General features: G+C 70.8%; 18 protein-coding genes. 16 read left to right on the top strand and 2 right to left on the bottom strand.

What is annotated here, in order from left to right; genetic code table 11:
* Positions 1–404: 404 nt before the first annotated feature.
* The 15 genes from ACZ7HQ_RS11160 to ACZ7HQ_RS11230 all read left to right on the top strand — a co-directional run bounded on the left by ACZ7HQ_RS11160 (position 405) and on the right by ACZ7HQ_RS11230 (position 15,953).
* Positions 405–2,054: a purine-cytosine permease family protein gene (locus ACZ7HQ_RS11160; RefSeq protein WP_470987257.1), complete on the top strand. Its 1,650-nt coding sequence runs from the start codon at positions 405–407 to the stop codon at positions 2,052–2,054.
* A gap of 94 nt (positions 2,055–2,148) precedes the next feature.
* The gene (locus ACZ7HQ_RS11165) at positions 2,149–3,042 is read left to right on the top strand and encodes a phosphorothioated DNA-binding restriction endonuclease (protein ID WP_470987258.1); all 894 of its coding nucleotides are present in this window, start codon (positions 2,149–2,151) and stop codon (positions 3,040–3,042) included.
* Between the two features lie 91 nt (positions 3,043–3,133).
* Positions 3,134–3,730, top strand: coding sequence for a DinB family protein (locus ACZ7HQ_RS11170; protein WP_470987260.1), 597 nt, complete (start codon positions 3,134–3,136; stop codon positions 3,728–3,730).
* A 78-nt stretch (positions 3,731–3,808) separates the two neighbouring features.
* Positions 3,809–4,876 (top strand): glucose-1-phosphate thymidylyltransferase, encoded by a 1,068-nt coding sequence (locus ACZ7HQ_RS11175; protein ID WP_470987262.1) that lies wholly within the window; start codon positions 3,809–3,811, stop codon positions 4,874–4,876.
* Complete coding sequence (rfbB, locus tag ACZ7HQ_RS11180) at positions 4,873–5,862, top strand: dTDP-glucose 4,6-dehydratase (RefSeq protein WP_470987263.1); 990 nt, start codon at positions 4,873–4,875, stop codon at positions 5,860–5,862. Before ACZ7HQ_RS11175 ends, rfbB begins: the two co-directional genes overlap by 4 nt.
* A 36-nt stretch (positions 5,863–5,898) precedes the next feature.
* A complete protein-coding gene (locus ACZ7HQ_RS11185) occupies positions 5,899–6,717 on the top strand; it encodes an SDR family oxidoreductase (RefSeq protein WP_470987265.1) in 819 nt (272 codons plus the stop codon).
* Positions 6,714–7,313, top strand: a complete 600-nt coding sequence (locus tag ACZ7HQ_RS11190; protein WP_470987267.1) for an acyltransferase — start codon at positions 6,714–6,716, stop codon at positions 7,311–7,313. Before ACZ7HQ_RS11185 ends, ACZ7HQ_RS11190 begins: the two co-directional genes overlap by 4 nt.
* A gap of 261 nt (positions 7,314–7,574) precedes the next feature.
* The gene (locus ACZ7HQ_RS11195; RefSeq protein ID WP_470987268.1) at positions 7,575–8,747 is read left to right on the top strand and encodes a hypothetical protein; all 1,173 of its coding nucleotides are present in this window, start codon (positions 7,575–7,577) and stop codon (positions 8,745–8,747) included.
* A complete protein-coding gene (locus ACZ7HQ_RS11200; RefSeq protein WP_470987270.1) occupies positions 8,744–9,514 on the top strand; it encodes a WecB/TagA/CpsF family glycosyltransferase in 771 nt (256 codons plus the stop codon). The genes ACZ7HQ_RS11195 and ACZ7HQ_RS11200 overlap by 4 nt, the downstream gene beginning before the upstream one ends.
* Positions 9,514–10,773, top strand: coding sequence for a nucleotide sugar dehydrogenase (locus ACZ7HQ_RS11205; RefSeq protein WP_470987271.1), 1,260 nt, complete (start codon positions 9,514–9,516; stop codon positions 10,771–10,773). Before ACZ7HQ_RS11200 ends, ACZ7HQ_RS11205 begins: the two co-directional genes overlap by 1 nt.
* A 3-nt stretch (positions 10,774–10,776) precedes the next feature.
* Positions 10,777–11,892 (top strand): non-hydrolyzing UDP-N-acetylglucosamine 2-epimerase, encoded by a 1,116-nt coding sequence (gene wecB / locus ACZ7HQ_RS11210; RefSeq protein ID WP_470987272.1) that lies wholly within the window; start codon positions 10,777–10,779, stop codon positions 11,890–11,892.
* Between the two features lie 51 nt (positions 11,893–11,943).
* Positions 11,944–12,771 carry a Wzz/FepE/Etk N-terminal domain-containing protein gene (locus ACZ7HQ_RS11215; RefSeq protein ID WP_470987273.1) on the top strand — a complete coding sequence of 276 codons (828 nt, stop codon included), beginning with the start codon at positions 11,944–11,946 and terminating at the stop codon, positions 12,769–12,771.
* The gene (locus ACZ7HQ_RS11220) at positions 12,734–14,221 is read left to right on the top strand and encodes an oligosaccharide flippase family protein (RefSeq protein ID WP_470987274.1); all 1,488 of its coding nucleotides are present in this window, start codon (positions 12,734–12,736) and stop codon (positions 14,219–14,221) included. Before ACZ7HQ_RS11215 ends, ACZ7HQ_RS11220 begins: the two co-directional genes overlap by 38 nt.
* The gene (locus ACZ7HQ_RS11225) at positions 14,218–15,150 is read left to right on the top strand and encodes a right-handed parallel beta-helix repeat-containing protein (protein ID WP_470987276.1); all 933 of its coding nucleotides are present in this window, start codon (positions 14,218–14,220) and stop codon (positions 15,148–15,150) included. The genes ACZ7HQ_RS11220 and ACZ7HQ_RS11225 overlap by 4 nt, the downstream gene beginning before the upstream one ends.
* A gap of 11 nt (positions 15,151–15,161) precedes the next feature.
* Positions 15,162–15,953, top strand: coding sequence for a glycosyltransferase family 2 protein (locus ACZ7HQ_RS11230; protein ID WP_470987278.1), 792 nt, complete (start codon positions 15,162–15,164; stop codon positions 15,951–15,953).
* A 3-nt stretch (positions 15,954–15,956) separates the two neighbouring features.
* On the opposite strand, the gene ACZ7HQ_RS11235 is transcribed toward ACZ7HQ_RS11230, so the two are convergent.
* Complete coding sequence (locus ACZ7HQ_RS11235) at positions 15,957–16,856, bottom strand: glycosyltransferase family 2 protein (RefSeq protein WP_470987279.1); 900 nt, start codon at positions 16,854–16,856, stop codon at positions 15,957–15,959.
* Positions 16,853–18,832 carry an O-antigen ligase family protein gene (locus tag ACZ7HQ_RS11240; RefSeq protein ID WP_470987281.1) on the bottom strand — a complete coding sequence of 660 codons (1,980 nt, stop codon included), beginning with the start codon at positions 18,830–18,832 and terminating at the stop codon, positions 16,853–16,855. Before ACZ7HQ_RS11240 ends, ACZ7HQ_RS11235 begins: the two co-directional genes overlap by 4 nt.
* Positions 18,833–18,951: 119 nt before the next feature.
* Between ACZ7HQ_RS11240 and ACZ7HQ_RS11245 the strand changes: the two genes are divergently transcribed.
* A complete protein-coding gene (locus ACZ7HQ_RS11245) occupies positions 18,952–19,617 on the top strand; it encodes a hypothetical protein (protein ID WP_470987283.1) in 666 nt (221 codons plus the stop codon).
* Positions 19,618–19,623 lie beyond the last annotated feature (6 nt).

The following is a 19,623-nucleotide window of genomic DNA, read 5'->3' on the forward strand; positions in this document are numbered from 1 at the left end:
GGGCGGTTCTCCCGCCAGGCCGCGAGCTGCTCGGGACGACCGAACACCCGCAGGTACTCCTCGACGTTGCCGTCGGCCCTCTCCCACACTGACACAGGTTCGGCGACGGGGCAGGACACGAAGACGGCGCGGCGCGATGACCGTGGCGGTCGGCGGCCTCCTCGTACGAGCCGAAGCCGAACCGGCACCCCTGGACGTGTCCGCCGGCCCGTCGGCCCCCTCGGCCACGCGGCACCGGACACCACGCCCGGCATGTGAGTTCTCGGCAACAGCGCGGTCACCACGACGGGAACGGACGGTAACAACCCCTTCCTAGCGTGACCGTTCCCCGTCCTGCCGATGACGCCGAGCGGGGCTCTTCCCTTCACCGAAACACCCGCAACAGCACCCTCGGGAGGCGTGAGATGAGCACCACCGAGTCACGGCCGCCAACGGCAGGCGCTACGGAGGCCGCGGCCGGCGCGGCGGTCAAGGAGACGCTGGAGGACTACACCCTCCGCTTCGCTCCCCGCAGTTACCGCCGCTGGACCCCGATGGTGGTGGCGACGACCGCGCTCGGCGGCATCGCCTACATGGCCGACTTCTCCATCGGCGCCGGCATCGGCCTGACACACGGCACCGGCAACGCGCTCGTGGCCATCGCGGTGGCCGCCGTCGTCATCTTCGTCACCGGCTTCCCGCTCGCCTACTACGGCGCCCGCTACAACATCGACCTCGACCTGATCACGCGAGGCTCCGGCTTCGGCTACTACGGCTCGGTGCTGACCAGCGTCATCTTCGCGAGCTTCACCTTCATCTTCTTCGCCCTCGAGGGTTCGATCATGGCGCAGGGCCTCAAGCTCGGCGTCGGACTGCCCCTTTGGCTGGGTTACCTGGTCTCCACGCTGATGGTCATCCCGCTGGTGATCTACGGCATGAAGGCGCTCAGCAAACTGCAGGTGTGGACGACGCCGATCTGGCTGCTGCTGATGATCGGCCCGCTGGTCTATCTGATCGCGACCGACCCAGGCACGGTCGACCGGTTCCTGTCCTACGCCGGTACGGACGGTGCCGGTGGCGTCAACACCGCGTCCGTGCTGCTGGGTGCGGGCGTGTGTCTGTCGCTGATCGCCCAGATCGGCGAGCAGATCGACTACCTGCGCTTCATGCCGCCCAAGACCGAGGCGAACAAGCGCACCTGGTGGACCGCCGTGGTCATGGCCGGTCCCGGGTGGGTGGTGCTCGGCGCGCTGAAGCAGGCCATCGGCGTCTTCCTCGCCGTCTACATCCTCGCGAGGGTCGGACCGGCCGCCGCGACCGAGCCCATCCAGCAGTTCCGGGGCGCCTTCGACGCGATGATGCCGTCCTGGATGGTCGTCCCCCTGGCCGTGGCGCTGGTGGTCATCAGCCAGATCAAGATCAACGTGACGAACGCGTACTCCGGCTCGCTGGCGTGGACGAACTCCTTCACGCGGGTCACCAGGCACTACCCCGGGCGCATGGTCTTCGTCCTGGTCAACCTGGGCTTCGCGCTGGCGCTGATGGAGGCCGAAATGTTCAGCTTCCTCAACGGCATCCTGGGCTTCTACTCGAACTGCGCGATCGCCTGGGTCGTCACCGTCGCCACCGACATCGGCATCAACAAGTACGTGCTCAAGCTGTCCCCGCTCCAGCCCGAGTTCCGCCGCGGCATGCTGCATGCGGTCAACCCGGTGGGTGTGGTGGCCTTCGTCGCCGCCTCCGGCCTGTCGATCGCCATGTACTTCCATCTGCTGGGCGACACCCTCCAGCCGTACTCCCCCGTCGCCGCGGCCGTCATCGCCTTCGTCCTGACCCCGCTGATGGCGGTCCTCACCAAGGGCAGGTACTACCTCCGCCGCACCGACGACGGCATCGCCGAGCCGCTGTCGGACGCGGCGGGCAACCCGAGCGCGGTCACCCTCGACTGCCACGTCTGCCGCCAGCCGTACGAACGCCCGGACCTGACCGCCTGCGCCACCCACGACGCGGTCGTCTGCTCCCTCTGCCTGAGCACGGACAAGATCGGCGACCACGTGCTGCCGGCCACCCTGTAGAGGGCACCGCGCCGCTTTCGATCGCCGCTGCGGGCGGGGCCCTGGGGTCCCGCCCGCGTCATGTGCCCGGGAGGGCCGTCTACGATCATCCGCCATGGACTGGGTGGAGCGGACCGCGAAGCTGAGACAGTGGACCAGGAGCGGAACCCGCGCTCCGCACAAGCCGTTGCTGCTCCTGTACGCCCTCGGCCGGTTCCAGGAGGATGCCCAGGGCGGCCTGCGCTACAGCGTGGTGGAGCAGGACCTGCAGCGGCTGCTGGCCGAGTACGGGCCGCCGAACAGGACGACGCCCGCCTACCCCTTCCACCACCTGGTCAGCGACGGCGTGTGGGAAGTGCGCACCGATCGCGGGCCCGGCAGTCCCGGAAGCGGGGTGCGGGATCTGCGGGATTCGGGGGCCACCGGGCAGCTCGCACCCGACCTGAGGGCCGCACTGCGCCGCGAGCCTCAACTGCTGGTGAGGATGGCGCGGTTGCTGCTCGATCTGCACTTCCCGCCCTCGCTCCACGGTGACTTGTGCGAAGCCGTCGGCCTGGAACTGGAGCCGTCGGAGCCCGTGCGGCTCTCGGCGGCGCGCGGGCAGCGGGACCGGCGGATGCGGGAGCTGGTGCTGACCGCCTACGAACACCGGTGTGCCTTTTGCGGTTACGACGGCAGGATCGGCGCCGTACCGGTCGGGCTGGAGGCGGCCCACGTGCGCTGGTGGGCGTTCGGCGGCCCCGACGACGTCGAGAACGGGCTGTGCCTGTGCTCGCTGCACCACAAGCTCTTCGACAAGGGCGTCCTCGGTGTGGGAGACGGTCACCGCGTCCTGGTCTCACAGCGCTTCGTCGGTCACAGCCCAGCCGCCCGCGAGCACGTCACAGCGCTCGCGGGCCGCCCACTCCTCGGCCCGCAGCCGGGCGCACGCCCTGTTGCCGCCGCGCACCGCGACTGGCACGCCCGTCAGGTCTTCCACGGCGAGCCACGCCCTGCCCCGGCTGTCTGAGGGGGATCCTGCTCGTCCGGGCCGTCCTGGGCCGGTTCGGCTTCGTCTGACGTCACCCGGGCTGTCAGTGCCGGGTGGAAGACTGCCCGGCATGATCGAACCGAACCCGAAAGCGGACCTCCTCCGGTACCTGCAGGAGGCGCGTGACGCCCTGGTGTGGAAGCTCGACGGCCTCTCGGAGTACGACGTCCGACGGCCGCTGACCCCCACGGGCACGAACCTGTTGGGGCTGGTCAAGCATGTCGCCGGCGTGGAGCTGGGGTACTTCGGCGACACGTTCGGGCGGCCGTTCTTCGACGCGGAGCCACCGTCCTGGTGGTACACCGAGGAGTCGGAGCCCAACTCGGACATGTGGGCCACCGCGGACGAATCACGGGAACAGATCGTCGGGCTGTACCGCCAGGCGTGGGAGCACTCCGACAGCACGATCGCGACGCTGTCGCTCGACGCGATCGGTCACGTCCCGTGGTGGCCGGAGGAGCGCCGGGAGGTGACGCTGAACCACGTCCTGGTGCGCGTGATCTCCGATACCCAGCGGCACGCCGGTCACGCCGACATCGTGCGCGAGCTCATCGACGGCTCCGTCGGACATTCGCAGGGGAAGGACTGTCTGCCACCGGAGGATCAGGCGTGGTGGGAGGGCCACCGGCGCCGACTGGAGCGCGTGGCGCGGCAGGCCGACGGCTGATCCCGCCCCGCTGCCGCCCGTCCTCGGGGTGTGCGGAATCCCTTCGTCGACGAGTCCGCGGTAAGTAGGGTGACGCACATGAAGGCACTTCTGCTGTCTGGTGGCTCAGGTACCCGATTGCGCCCCATCACGTACACATCGGCGAAGCAGCTCGTACCGGTCGCGAACAAACCCGTGCTGTTCTACGGTCTGGAGGCGATCGCCGAGGCGGGCATCACCGAGGTCGGGATCATCGTCGGGGACACCGCCGAGGAGATCCGGGAGGCGGTCGGCGACGGTTCCGCGTTCGGTGTCGACGTCACCTACATCCAGCAGGCGGCGCCTCTGGGGCTGGCCCATGCGGTGCTGATCGCCCAGGACTTCCTCGGCGAGGACGACTTCGTGATGTACCTCGGCGACAACTTCGTCGTCGGTGGCATCACGGAGCTGGTGGACGCCTTCCGTGCCGAAAGGCCGGAGGCACAGATCCTGTTGACGAAGGTACCGAACCCGACCGCGTTCGGCGTGGCCGAACTGGACGCGGCCGGGCAGGTGATCGGCCTGGAGGAGAAACCCCGGCACCCCAAGAGCGAACTCGCGCTGGTGGGTGTGTATCTGTTCTCCTCGGCCGTCCATGAGGCGGTGCGCTCGATCCAGCCGTCCTGGCGGGGCGAGTTGGAGATCACGCACGCCATCCAGTGGCTGATAGACACCGGACGCGACGTCCGGTCCACCACGATCTCCGGGTACTGGAAGGACACCGGCAACGTCACCGACATGCTCGAGGTCAACCGCTCGGTACTGGAGGGCCTGGAGAGCCGGATCGACGGCACGGTCGACGCCGACAGCGAGATCATCGGCCGGGTGCGCATCGATCCCGGGGCCAAGGTGACCGGCAGCCGGATCGTGGGCCCGGTGGTGGTCGGCGCGAACACCGTGATCGCCGACTCGTACGTCGGCCCCTTCACCTCGATATCCGAGGACTGCCGGATCGAGGACAGTGAGATCGAGTACTCGATCGTGCTGCGCGACTCCTCGTTGAGCGGCGTCCGGCGGGTGGAGGCCTCCCTCATCGGCCGCGGGGTCGAGGTCACTCCCGCGGCCCGCAAGCCCGCCGCCCACCGTTTCGTCCTCGGCGACCACAGCAAGGTGCAGATCTCGTCATGACCACCAGGATCTTGGTGACCGGCGGCGCCGGTTTCATCGGCTCGCACCACGTCCGCACGCTCCTCGGTCCGGCCGGCCCGGGTGACGTGGCGGTCACGGTGCTGGACAAGCTCACCTACGCGGGCAACCCGGCCAACCTCGACGAGGTGCGCGACCACCCGGGATTCGCCTTCGTCAAGGGCGACATCTGCGATGCCGCGCTGGTCGACGAGCTGGTCGCCGGTCACGACGAGGTGATCCACTTCGCCGCCGAGTCGCATGTGGACCGGTCGATCCTCGGCGCCACCGAGTTCGTCCGGACCAACGTCCTGGGCACACAGACCCTGCTGGACGCGGCGCTGCGGCACCCGAGACCGAAGACGTTCGTGCACATCTCCACCGACGAGGTGTACGGCTCCATCGACTCCGGCTCCTGGCCGGAGACGGACCCGCTGCGCCCCAACTCCCCGTACGCCGCCTCCAAGGCGGCCGGCGACCTGATCGCCCTCTCCTACCACCGCACCCACGGCCTGGACGTGCGGGTGACCCGCTGTTCCAACAACTACGGACATCACCACTTCCCCGAGAAGCTCATCCCGCTGTTCATCACGAACCTGCTGGACGGCAAGAGGGTTCCGCTCTACGGCGACGGCGGCAACGTCCGCGACTGGCTGCACATCGACGACCACGTCCAGGGCATCGAGCTGGTGCGCACCAAGGGGCGCGCCGGTGAGGTCTACAACATCGGCGGCGGTACCGAGTTGTCCAACAAGGAGCTGACCGCTCTGCTGCTGGAGGCCTGCGGCGCCGACTGGCAGACCCATGTCGAGTTCGTCGCCGACCGCAAGGGCCACGACCGCCGCTACTCGGTGGACTGCGCCAAGGCACGTACGGAACTGGGCTACGAGCCCCGCAAGGACTTCGCCACCGGTCTCGCGGAGACGGTCGCCTGGTACCGCGAGAACCGGGCCTGGTGGGAGCCGCTGAAGGAGCGCGCGGCGCTCTAGTGCCGCATCCCCGCTTTTGCCGACGAACGGGTGACCATGACCACCACTTGGCTGATCACCGGCGCCACCGGAATGCTCGGGCGGGAGGTTCTGGCGCGGCTTCGCCAGGACGGCGAGAGAGCCGTCGGCCTGGCGCGTGGCAGCCTCGGCATCACGGATGCCGAGGCGGTGCACGACGTGGTCGCCGCGCACCGGCCGCGGATCGTGGTCGACTGCGCCGCGTGGCCGGCGGTTGACGACGCCGGGGCCCGTGAGGCGGACGCCCTGCGGGTCAACGGTGCCGGGCCCCGGCACCTCGCCGAGGCGTGCGCGAGGACGGGGGCCGGGCTGATCCAGGTGTCGACGGACCACGTGTTCGCGGGCGACGGCACCTGTCCCTGCGCGGAGGACGTGCCGACGGCACCGCGCAGCGCGTACGGGCGGACGAAGCCGGCCGGGGAACGGGCGGTACTGACGGCGCTCCCGGACGCCGGGTACGTCGTGCGTACGGCCTGGCTGTACGGGGCGGGCGGCGGGAACGTCATCGCCACGACGACCGGGTTCGAGCCGGTGAAGGACACCGTCGGCGTGGTCGACGACCAGCGCGGACAGCCCACCTGGACGGCGGACCTCGCGGACCGGCTGGTGCGGCTCGGACGGGCCGCTCGCACGGGTACGGCGCCCGCCGGGGTCCACCGCGGCACCAGCGGCGGGGAGACGACCTGGTTCGGCCTGGCGCGGGAGATCTTCCGGCTGCTCGGCGCGGACCCCGGACGCGTCCGGCCGACCACGACCACACCGATCCGTCCCTGGCGCGAGGCCCTGCGGGCGGCGTTTCCGGCTCTCCTCGACGAGAAGAAGGGTTCAGCCCGGTGAACTTCAGGATCCAGCCGACCGCCCAGGTCGACGAGACGGCCACGATCGGTGACGGGACGACGGTCTGGGACCTCGCCCAGATACGGGAGGAGGCCCGGCTGGGCAGCGGGTGCATCGTGGGCCGGGGAGCGTACGTCGGCCCGGGAGTGCGGATCGGTGCCCGAGTGAAGCTCCAGAACTACGCGCTGGTCTACGAACCCGCCGTACTCGGTGACGGGGTGTTCGTCGGCCCGGCGGCCGTGCTCACCAACGACTACTTCCCCCGGTCGGTGGACCCGCAGGGCCGGCTGAAGCGCGGCGGCGACTGGGAGGCCGTGGCCGTGGTGGTCGGCGAGGGGGCGTCGCTGGGGGCCCGTTCGGTGTGTGTGGCGCCGGTCCGCGTCGGTCGTTGGGCGCTGGTCGCGGCGGGTGCCGTGGTGACCCGGGACGTCCCGGACTTCGCGCTCGTGGCGGGGGTTCCGGCGCGCCGGATCGGCTGGGTCGGCCGGGCCGGCTGCCGGCTGGTCGAGCGGGAAGGCGAGCCGGGTGGCTGGGAGTGCCCCGAGACGGGCGCGCTGTACGACGAGAAGGACGGCGAACTCGTCGAACGCCCATGAGTGCCGATTCTGCGAAAACCCAGTCATCGAACACGCGCAGACATAACATGTGTGCGAACTGTGCAGACCGGGCACAGTGAGCACACAAACCAGTGCCCAGGGGGGTTACCGGGTGGGGACAGCTGTGTCCGAAGCGAGGAGTGACGACCGCTCCGACGCCTGACGTCTGAGGTTCTTCCTGCCGCCGCGTCGCCATCCGCGCCGCGGCGATCACAAGCCTGCGCGAAAAAGGACCTACAGGGGGGTCGGTGTGTCCGGACGATGACCATCACACGTATGGCGGCGCTCGGTCGTGAGGAGCCGCAGTTGCACGCCCTCGCCCAACGACTGCTCGCGGTCGCCGAGTCGGGGCTTCCGTCGATGCTGCTCCCCGGCGGCGAGGCCTTCGCCTTCACCATGGCCGGACGGAAGGCACCCGACGGTTCCTGGACCCTGGAACGGCGCGGGACCAGCACCCGGTACGCCGCCATCACCGCGCTGGGGGCCCGGTTCCTCCCCGAGGAGCGCCAGCGCACGGTGCTCGGGGGGCGTACCGCCGAGGAGTTCACGGGTCTGCTGGTGGAGTCGCTGCCCGCGGTGACCAACCTCGGCGACGCGGCGCTCATCGCCTGGGCCGCCGCCGAGACCGGGCATCCCAAACTGTCCGACGCCGTCGCACGGGTGGAGGCCCTGGACGAGGACGGCCGGCCGCAGTACACGGTCGAGGCGGCATGGGTGCTGTCCGCCCTCGCGGCGGCCCGGAGCACGGTGGACGTGGACCGTCGTCTGACCGTCGCCCGTGACCGTCTGCTGCGGGCCCGGATCGGGGACAGCCCGCTGTTCCCGCACGCGACCGGACCCGGCCTGGTGCCCTGGTACCGGGCGCACGTGAGCTGCTTCGCCGACCAGACGTACCCGCTCCAGGCCCTGGCCCGCACGCACGCCGGCGGTGACGGAGGCGGCGACCCGGAGGCGCTGGCCGCGGCCGATGCGTGCGCGGCGCGCATCTGCGAGCTGCAGGGCGACGGCGGGCAGTGGTGGTGGCACTACGACGCGCGTACCGGCGGTGTCGTGGAGGGCTACCCGGTCTACAGCGTCCACCAGCACGCGATGGCGCCGACTGCGCTCTTCGATCTCGCCGACGCCGGCGGCACCGACTGCGGCGGGTCGATCCGCAGGGGCTTGCGCTGGATGACGGGTGTGCCCGAACTGGCCGCCCGTCCGGAGAAGCAGGAGCCGTTGATCCTCGACGAGCTCGGCGTCACCTGGCGCAAGGTGTACCGGGGCGACCCGAGGAAGGCCGTGCGCGCCGCCCGGGGACTCGGCACCCGGGTCGTCCCCGCGCTCCGGCTGAAGTCCCTGGACCGGGTGTACCCGGCTGTCTCCGTGGACCGCGAATGCCGGCCGTACGAGTTCGGCTGGATGCTCCACGCCTGGCAGGGAGGCCGGATATGACAGAGCGTCAGTCCCTGTTCGGGGTCGAGCTGGACCCGCTGACGATGGACGAGACCGTACAGCGCTGCCTCCAGGCGGTCCGGGAGGGCAGACAGCTCGAGATCGGGGTGGTCAACGCCGCGAAGCTGGTGAACATGCGGCGGGACCGGCGGCTCGCCCAGGCCGTGTCCGGCTGCGATCTCGTCCTCGCCGACGGGCAGGCCGTGGTCTGGGCCGGCCGGGTCTTACGGGCGCCCCTGCCGGAACGGGTGGCCGGTATCGATCTGTTCCTGCGGCTGCTGGCCGAGGCGGAGTCGGCGGGCATGTCCGTGTACTTCCTCGGCGCCAGACAGGACGTGCTGGAACAGATGCTGCGCCGGGTGGCCGACCGCTTCCCTGCTCTGAGGGTGGCCGGCAGCCGCGACGGCTACTTCGAGGACTCCGAGCAGCAGGGCATAGCGGACACCATCGCGCGCAGCGGCGCCCAGATGCTGTTCCTCGGCATGACCTCGCCGAAGAAGGAGATCTTCACCGCCGCCTACGGCGCACGCACCGGCGCCCGCGTCGTGCACGGAGTCGGCGGCTCCTTCGACATCCTGGCCGGAATCACCAAACGGGCACCGGAGTCGTGGCAGCGGTGGGGCATCGAGTGGCTCTACCGCGTCCTGCAGGAGCCGCGCCGCCTGGGCAGGCGCTATCTCACCACGAACGCCGCCTTCGTCCTCATGACGGCGCGCGAGTTCATCCGGCTCGCCCCGTCGCCCGCTTCCGCGAACAGGAGTCACTGATGCGCGTCGTCGTGGTCGGACAGGGATACGTCGGCCTGCCACTGGCCATCCGCGCCGCCGAGGTCGGACACGAGGTGATCGGCCACGACGTCGACTCCCGGCGGATCAAGACCCTCGCCGCCGGTGAGTCCTTCGTCGAGGACGTCTCCGCCGAGCGGATCCGCGCGGCGCTGGACAGCGGCGCCTACCGTCCGAGCGAGTCGGCCCGTGACTGCGGCGGTTTCGACATCGCCGTCGTCACCGTCCCCACCCCGTTGCACGAGGGCACCCCCGACCTGCGTTACATCAGGGAATCGGCGGTCACCCTGGCCCGCTACCTGCGCCCCGGAGCCACCGTCGTCCTGGAGTCGACCACCTACCCGGGCACCACCCAGGAGCTGTTCGCCCCGATCCTGGAGGAGGGCTCCGGCCTGACCGCGGGCACCGACTTCCACCTCGGCTACAGCCCCGAGCGGATCGACCCGGGTAACGCCGTCTGGGGCTTCCAGCAGACCCCGAAGGTCGTGTCCGGCGTCAACGAGGCCTCCCTGAAGGCCGTTCAGGACTTCTACGCCGGGCTCGTCGACACCACGGTGCCGGTGAGCTCGCCCAAGGAGGCCGAACTCGCCAAGCTGCTGGAGAACACCTTCCGCCATGTGAACATCGCGCTGGTCAACGAGATCGCGATGTTCGCGCACCACCTGGACATCGACGTCTGGCAGGCCGTGGACGCAGCGTCCACCAAGCCCTTCGGCTTCATGAAGTTCACGCCCGGACCGGGCGTCGGCGGTCACTGTCTGCCGATCGACCCCTCGTACCTGTCCTGGCGGGTGCAACAGGAACTCGGCCAGAGTTTCCGCTTCGTGGAACTGGCCAACGACATCAACAACCACATGCCCGAGTACGTGACGCGTCGCATCACCGACCTGTTCAACGCGAGACGTCGCTCCGTGAACGGCTCGCGCGTCCTGCTGCTCGGTCTGGCGTACAAGAAGAACACCGGCGACGCCCGCGAGTCGCCCGCCCTGCGCATCTCCCGGCTGCTGCTCGACCTGGGGGCGCACGTCAAGGCGGCCGACCCGCACGTCGTCGAGAGCCTGCCGATGGACACACGGCTGGTGCGGGTCGAGCTGACGGAGCAGGAGCTGGCCGACTCCGACGTGGTGGTCCTGCTCACCGACCATGACAGCTTCGACTACGAACTCGTCGCGGGGCACGCCCCGTTCGTCCTCGACTGCCGAAGACGGCTGCCGTCCGGACCCACGATCGAGGTGCTCTGAACCATGCCACGCATCGTCTGCGTCGCCGGGGCGCGCCCCAACTACATGAAGATCAAACCGGTGATGGACGCGCTGGAGCGCCGGGGTGCCGAGGTGGTCCTCGTCCACACCGGTCAGCACTACGACCCGGCCATGAACGACGTGTTCTTCGCCGACCTCGGCATCCGCCCGCCCGACCGCTTCCTGGGGGTCGGCTCCGGCACGCACGCCGGGCAGACCGGGCGCGTGATGAGCGCGTTCGAGCCGCTTCTCGGCGAGGTGTCCCCGGACCTCGTCGTCGTGGTCGGCGACATCAACTCCACGCTGGCCTGCGCCCTGGTCACCGCCAAGGCCGGACCGCTGCTGGCCCATGTCGAGGCGGGCCTGCGCAGTCGCGACTGGAGCATGCCGGAGGAGGTCAACCGCGTCGTCACCGACCGCGTCAGCGACTACCTGCTGGCGCCCTCGCCCGATGCCGTCGAGAACCTGCGCGCGGAGGGGTACCGGGACGACCAGATCCACCTCGTCGGCAACGTCATGATCGACACGCTGCTGGCCAACCTGGAACGGGCCAGGGCCTCGGACGTGCTCAGCCGACACGGCCTGGCCAGGGGCGAGTACGGTCTGGTCACCCTGCACCGCCCGGCCAACGTGGACGATCCCGAGGTCCTCTCCGCCCTCCTGAAGGCCCTGGGCGAGATCGCCGGCCGCTGTCCGCTCCTGCTGCCCGTGCACCCGCGCGCGGCCGGACGGCTGGCCGGCATCGGCGTCCCCGGAGGCATCCGGCTCGTGCCGCCCGCCGGGTACCTGGACTTCATCGCCCTGCAGGACTCCGCCCGCCTGGTGCTGACCGACTCGGGCGGCATCCAGGAGGAGACCACCGCGCTGGGCGTGCCGTGCGTGACCCTGCGGGACAACACCGAGCGGCCCATCACCGTCGAGCAGGGCACCAACGTGCTGGCCGGCCGGGACCCCGCACGGATCGTGTCCGTGGTGAACCGGGTGCTGGACGATCCGCCCGCACCGCGCCGGCCCGACCTGTGGGACGGCCGCGCGAGCGACCGCATCGCCGAGGTGCTGCTGGAGGGAGGAACGGCGCGCACACGGCCGAGACCCACCGACCGAACGTTCCCCATATGATCCGCTTGCCGCATATGCTCGTCGAACGTCAGGTCGCCAGGGGGGAACGCCATGGATCTCGCCGAGATCTTCCGGGTCATGCGCAGGCGCTGGTACGTCCTGCTGCCCGGACTGCTGCTGACCGCCGCGCTGACGGTCGCCGTGGCCGTGGTGGTTCCCGTCGGCTACCAGTCGCAGAGCACGGTGGTCCTCCTGAACTCCCAGAAGGCCACCGTCGCCTACGACGGCAACCCCTTCCTCAGCGCCCAGACCTCGCTGACCGGCATGGCCGACAGCCTGGCCCGCAACCTCAACTCCGACGTCTCGGTCCGTGAGCTGAAGTCCCGCGGGCTCACCGGCACGTTCGAGGCCAAGCTCGCCGACAACGCCCAAGGACCGCTGATGTGGCTCACCGTCACCGGGACCGACAAGGCCGCCGTCCTGGCGTCGGACCGCATCCTGACCGCCTATGCCAAGGAACGGCTGGAGCAGTTCCAGAAGCAGCAGTCGGTCGCCCCGAAGGCCATGATCCGCATGGCGACCATCGTGCCTCCGCAGAACCCGGCGGCGCAGACGAAGACCCGGCTCGAGTACCTGGTCATGGCCGGGTGCCTGGGCCTGGTACTGAGCATGGTCGCCGTCTTCTACGTGGAGGCACGCCGCCGGCCGCATCCCTCGGCGGAGCCGGACACCGCCCCCACGTCCGCGGCCGGGGATCCGGCCGCGGACGAGACGATGCCCCTGCGGCCGTCGCCCAGTTGGTCACGGTCCGCCGGGGCCAGGGCCGCCGCGGAGCCGAGGGCCGGGCAGCCCGCCATGGCCGTGGCACCCGCCGCCGAGCCGCTCGACGAGGAGTCGACTCATGGACAGCGTTCGCACACCGGACAGCGAGACCGCTGAGCCGAGCGACACCCCAGATCCTCCCTCCCTCGGCCGTAAGGTCCGTTCCGCGGCCCGCTGGAGCCTGATCAACACCGTCGTCATGCGCCTCGGCAACTTCGCCACCGGCATCCTGCTGGCGCGCTTCGCCCTCGGCCCGGCCGAGTGGGGCGTCTACGGCATCGCCCAGACCGTGCTCCTGGTGCTGCTCTCCGCGAACGAACTGGGCGTCAGCCTGGCCGTCGTCCGCTGGGACGGCGACCCGCGCCGCTTCGCACCGACGGTGCTGACCCTGGCCACCGCGTCCAGCGGCCTGCTCTATGCCGCCCTCTTCGTGTCGGCACCGACGGTGGCCGGGCTGCTCGACTCGCCCGGGGCCTCGGGCGTGCTGCGCGTGATGTGCCTGTGTCTGGTGATCGACGGGGTGGCCCAGGTGCCCGCCGGCTTCCTGACCCGGGAGTTCGCCCAGGGCAGGCGGATGCTCATCGACGCGGCCAACTTCGTCCTCAGTACCACGGTGACCCTGGTGCTGGCCTTCGCCGGCTGGGGCGCGATGAGTTTCGCCTGGGGTGCGGTCGCGGGCAACCTCGCCGCCCTCGTCGGCTGTGCCCTGGCCGCCCCCGGCACCCTGCGGTTCGGCTGGGACCCCGAACAGGCCCGTGCGCTGCTGAAGTTCGGGCTCCCGCTGGCCGGCGCGAGCCTGCTCGCCCTGGCCGTCGTCAACGTGGACACCATGGTCGTCGGCTCGACCCTCGGTCAGGTCTCCCTCGGCTTCTACGTCCTGGCGTTCAACATGTCCGGCTGGCCGGTCCGCATCATCTCGGAGGCGGCCCGCCGTGTCTCCTTCGCCGGCTTCTCCCGCCTCGCCGACTCCCCGCAGGCCCTCGCCCAGGGTTTCAGCCGTGCCCTGGGGGTGCTGGTCACCGGCACCGTCCCCCTCTGTGTGCTGCTCGGCTGCCTCGCCGCCCCCGTCGTGCACCTCGTGTACGGGAGCCGGTGGCTGGCCGCCGCCGCGGCGCTGCCCTGGCTGATGGCCCTCGGCCTGGTCCGCATCGGCTGCGAACTCGCCTACGACTGCCTCGTCGCCACCGGCCAGCGCCGCGCTCTCCTGTTCGTCCAGGGGCTCTGGGTCGTGGCCCTCGTCCCGGTCCTCGTCGTCGGCGCCCGACTGGGCGGGATCGTCGGCGTCTCCCAGGGCCACGTCCTGGTCGCCGCCCTTCTCGTCGTCCCCGCGTTCCTCCACGCCCTCGGCCGGGCCGGGATCAGCCTCCCGCACCTCGCGAGAGCCTGCGCCTGGCCCTTCCTCGGAGGGACCGTGATGACCCTGGTGCTCCTCGCCGCGAGGCGGGTCCTCGGCGACGGCACCCCTGCCCTCGTCGCCGTCGGCACCGCCGCCCTGGCCTGCTATGCGGGGTGCGTCCTGCCCAGTCGCCGTTTCCTCCTCGGCTCCCGGACACCGGAGGCCGCATGACCAGGCTCCGCCGGCTGCTCGCCGTGGTGACGCTCACGCTGGCCACCGCATGCGCCGGCGGCGCCGGCCTCTCGCCCGGCACCGGAGCCAAGGGCACCCCGCACGCCAGCGCCGCGGCACCCCGGTCAGCCGGCTTCCCCGACGCCCGTACCACCGGCCCCCGCATCCCGCTCACCCCGCACTCCACAGGGAACATGACCGTCAGAGCCGACGGGACGGTCATCAGCGGGTGGGACATCACCGGCTCACTCGACATCTACGCGAACGACGTGACCATCGTCGACACCAAGATCACCTCCGCCAACTGGTGGGGGGTCAACCTGCGCGCCGGCTACAGCGGACTCCGCGTCCTCCACACCACCATCACCGCCGTTCCCGGCAAGGGCCCCGACAACGGCGGCGTGGACTACGCCGTCTCCAACATGGGGGGCAGCTCCATCGAGGTCGGCTGGAGCGACATCTCCGTCTTCGGCAACGCGCTGTCCATGGGCCAGGGTCACATCCACGACACCTACGTCCACGACCTCGTCCCCTTCCACAACGCCGGGGGCGAGTGGCAGCACACCGACGCGGTGATCAGCGGCGGGAGCAACAAGGGCATGCTGATCATCCGTCACAACACGCTCCTCAACCCCGTCGCCGTCGGCCGGGGGGCCTCCGCCAGTCTGGGGCTGTTCGCCGACTCCGGCCCCGTCTCCGACACCGTCATCGACCACAACCTGCTGGCCGGAGGCGCGTACTGCCTCTACGGGGGTGGCGCCGGCGCCACCGGGATCAAGGTCACGAACAACGTCTTCTCCACCCGCTACCACCGCAACTGCGGCGTCTACGGCGCCGTCACCGCCTGGAACGCCGGCGGCGCCGGGAACGTCTGGCGCGGCAACCGGTTCTCCAACGGCACCCCGATCAGCCCCGAGCCGGCCGGCTGAGGAAGAGGATCATGCGCAGCATCGCCCGTGCCCCCTGGGAACTCCTCAAGCGCGCCTTCGGCTGGCTCGTCCTGTTCGAGCTGCGCAACAAGGTCCTTCTCTTCCCCTCCGCCCTGGGGCTGCGCCGCTTCGAGACCACCGAGGCACGTCGGCTCGCGGCTGCCGCCGCCCCCCGTCCCTCCGCCCTCGTCGCCACGGTCATCGCCACCCACCGCCGGCCCGACGCGCTACGGGCAGCGGTCCGTTCAGCTCTCGCCCAGACCGTGCGCGACCAGGTCGTCGTGGTCGTCGACGACGGCGCCGGTCTGCCCGAACTCCCGGACGATCCAAGGCTGTTCGCCGTTTCGCTGGCCCGCAACACCGGCGTGGCCGGCGTCGTGCGCAATGTGGGCATCCGCCTCACCCGCTCGCGCTACGTGGCGTTCCTGGACGACGACAACCTGTGGGAGGCCGACCATCTGGAGCGGGCGCTGGCGGTCCTGGAGTCCCCGCACGGGCCCGACGGCGTGTACACGGCGTTGCGCCGCGTCCTGCCGGACGGGACCGAGCGGGACGTCCTGTCGGTGCCGTTCGACCGCCGCCGGGCGGCCCGGGAGTCCTTCCTGGACACCAACGCGTTCGTCGCGCGGCGCGGCCGGGCTCTGCACTTCAGCCGGCTGCGGCGTACACCGCGGGTGCTTCCGCGTGAGGACTGGGAGCTCGTCCACCGGTACAGCCGCAGCCACATCGTGCGTCACGTGCCGCACGCCACGGTGCGGTATCTGGTCAACCCCGAGAGCTTCTACACGACGTGGACCCGCTGAGCGTCACGGCCCCGGCGTGGCCCGCAGCGCGCCCGGCTTGAGCAGTTGGGCCGCCGCCGCCCGGCTGGCCCGCCTGCCGAGTGCGGCCCGCGACGCCTCGCGCAGGAACACGGCACCTCTGAAGCACGCCGTTGCCCAGGCCCCGTGGCGCCGTCCGTACAGCCGCACGCGGTTGAGGGTGAGCAGCGTCCACAGCCGGGGCGAGACCTGGGAGTCGCCTCCCAGATGCACCGCCTCGGCGGTCGGCTCCAACTGCGTGGCGTATCCCAGATCCCGCGCACGCAGGCAGTACTCGGTCTCCTCCGAGTAGAGGAAGAAGGACTCGTCCCACCGGCCGCACGCCGTCAGGCAGTCGTCCGAGATGGCCATCAGCGCCCCGGTCGCCCAGTCCGCGCGGGTCGGCCGTCGGTACGCGGCGGTGTCGGTGACGAGTTCGCTCAGCGGCGGGAAGCGTCCCGCCCGCCGGTTGCCGATGACCGCCTCACCGAGAGCCCTCAGCACGCTCGATTCCCGGCGCAGCGAGTGGTGGGGCGTGTCCCGGCCCTCCTCGTACAGGAGGGGTACGGCGATCCCGACTCCGTCGCCGAGGCTGTCGACGAGACGTTTGGCGCACCCCCGCCGCATCCGGATGTCGGGGTTGCAGATCACCACGGCCGCGTATCCGTGGGCGGCGGCCAGCGCCGCGTTGATCCCGGCGGCGTACCCGGCGTTGCGGCCGGTCTGGACGAGCGTGGCGCCGGGGGCCAGCGCCCGCAGGACCTCGACGGTGTCGTCGCCGGAGTCGTTGTCGGCGACGACGAGCCGCCAGTCGAGGCCGGCCATGCCGTCCTCGAGCGCGGCGAGGAACCCGGGGAGTACGGGGGCGCTGTTCCAGGTGACGACGATGACGGCGACAAGGCTCAACGGGACTCCACGAGTTGGGGAAGCCGGTCTTCGGAGGTGGTGCGGGGGGCGGCCGGGACGGCGGTGGCGGCCGCCTCGCGCCGGACGAAGCCCAGATGGCTGCACCCCGCCCCCAGCATCAGGAAGAACATGCCGGCGAACATCGGGAAGCTCAGCGAGTCGAAGGTGGCGCTGATGACCAGGGCCACCGCCGACGAGGCGAAGAACGCCTGACCCAGTTCGCGGTCGGAGTCGGTGCGGGCCAGCCGCCGGATCGCGCCGCCGTGGTGGATTCCGGTGACGAACAGGGTGAGCAGCGCGACGAGCCCGAGCACGCCCATCTCGGCCAGGGTCAGCATGTACTGGTTGTCGGTGAAGAAGTACAGGTCCGGAGTGAAGGTGCCGAAGCCCCGTCCGAACAGCGGATGCTCCTTCAGATAGGGCACGATCGCGCTGTACTTGACCGTCCGGGCCTGTGTGCTGCTGTCGGAGTTGGACAGGGCGGACGCGAACAGGCCCGTGATCGTGCCGATCAGCCCGGGGACGAGCACCTTGAAGACGGCCAGGGACGCCGTCATCAGGCCGATCGCGGCCCAGCGCCGGGCCGGCCGCCAGCGCGGCACCATCACCAGGGCGACCAGCAGCAGGCCGATGATCGAGGTCCGCGACACACTCAGGGGCAGGGCACCGGCCATGAGCACCACCGGTCCCCAGCGGCGCAGGGCGTGGCGGTGACGGCGTACCGGGTCGAGGGCCTGCTGGATCGCGAAGGGCAGGAGGATCGCGAGCATGCCGGCGAACTCCAGCGGCTGGGCCGTGGTGGCCCGGGGCCGCGTGAAGGCGCCGCGGTCCATGACGTTCACCTGCGCCACGCTGGTCTGCAGGCCGGGGATGTGCATGGAGTCGGCGATGTTGGTGGCGGCGAAGAAGTCGTAGAAGCCGATCGCGGCGACGACGGACGCCAGCACCACTACCCGGCGCATCAGAACGTCGAGCCGTGCGCGGTCCTGCACACCCGCCGACGTCAGGACGACCAGCGACACCCACACCAGGAAGCCGATGAGCCCGCGGTCGGCCCCGAGGACCTCCTCGTGCGAGCTCTCGCGTGCCGCGTCCGCGACGTACGCCGCCAGGACGGCCAGCCCGAGCACGCACATCGCGACCCGCGCGAGCCTGGTTCCCGGCGCGGGAAGGATACGGCCGCCGAGCCAGGTCGCGAGGTACCACAGCAGTCCGAGCAGGGCGAAGACGTTGGCCGGGGTGCCGACACCGCCGAGCGCGGGCAGGGCCAGGTTGGAGGGGATGAAGAAGGCCAGCGCCAGGTAGACGGTGAGGATCGCGGTGGCGTCGACCCGTCGGCTCAGCACGCCCGCTCGCCCCCGGTTCGCCGTGCGGGCCCGCTTCGGCCGTGGGGCGGCGCTCCTGCCACCGTGCCGGCGGCGGACCACCGCGACGCCCTCCATCAGGATGGACAGCAGAAACGCGCTGACGACGCCGAGGATGACGACGGCCGCGATGTCCTGGTAACGGCTCTTCGACTTCGCCACCGGGGTTTGCGGCAGTACGACGGGGGCCGTCTGCACGAGGTAGGCGGGCGGGACCTTGGCGGCAGCCTGCAGGGCGTCCAGTTGCTCACCGGCGAACGCGGTCAGGGTGTCGGTCTCCTTGAGCACCTGTGCCCGGTCGGTTCCGGTGACGCTGAGCACGAGCAGCGGACTGTCGGTCTGCGGCGCGAACCCGGCCGTGTACGGGTCGCTGACGCCCCGCTCGTGCAACTCCTTGGCGGCGTCGCTCGATTCGAGGGTTCTGATCAGTACGTCGGCCGTGACGATGAGCGAACCGCCCGCGTTCGAGATCGGATTGCCGAACGTGGGGGCCAGCCGGGCGACGGCCGAGGAGTCGAGCAGCGCGACCGAGCTCTGGGACTGGTAGGAGACCGGGACGGTCTCGTACAGATAGGCGCCGCCGAGCAGGCTGAGCAGGGTGAAGGGCACCATGAAATACCAACGTCTGCGCAGAATGGCCCATATCTCACCGAGGCTCACGAACCATCCCTCCATTCGGTGGCATGCCGCCGCGCGCCCTGCCAGTATCGGGGGCGACGGAAGGAACTCACATGTCGCCCGGGAACGTCGCCGACGCGCTGCTCCGCCGCTGGTACGTCGTGCTGGCCGCGCTGCTGCTGACGGCCGCCGGGGTGTACCACGTGGCGCGCCCCGCCCCTCGGTTCGTCGGCTCCGCGGTGGTCGTCCTCAAGCCGCCGGTGACGCGGAACCAGCCCAATCAGCTCACCAACCTGCAGCCGCCGCTCGCCGTGGTCTCCTACGCGGTCGTCCAGCAGCTGCAATCTCCTTCCGGCGCCGAGGAGTTGGCCGCGGCAGGTGTGCGCGGGACCTACCACCTCGTGCCGCGCAACAGCGGGACCAGCGCGACACCCCGGTATCTGATCCCCTCCCTGCAGGTGCAGTCGCAGGCGCCCGGCGCCGACGCCGCCACGGCGGCGGTGCGCCGCATCATCCACGTCTACACGCGGCACGTCGACCAGTTGCAGTCGGCCCAGAAGGTCCCGGCGGGGTCGCGGATCACCGCCTCCGTCCTGACCTCTCCGAGCGCCGCCGAGGTGCAGGGCGACAAGAGCAGGGGCCTGGCGGGCACGGCCCTGCTCGGCACGGCCGGCGGCGTGCTCGGCGCGTTGTGGCTCGACCGGTACGCCATGAGCCGCCGGAACACCCCCGCGGGCCGCCGCCGGCACTCCTCCGGCCCGCTGCCCGTGGCCGACTGAGGGGTA

This window comes from Streptomyces sp. NPDC037290 (assembly GCF_055603245.1).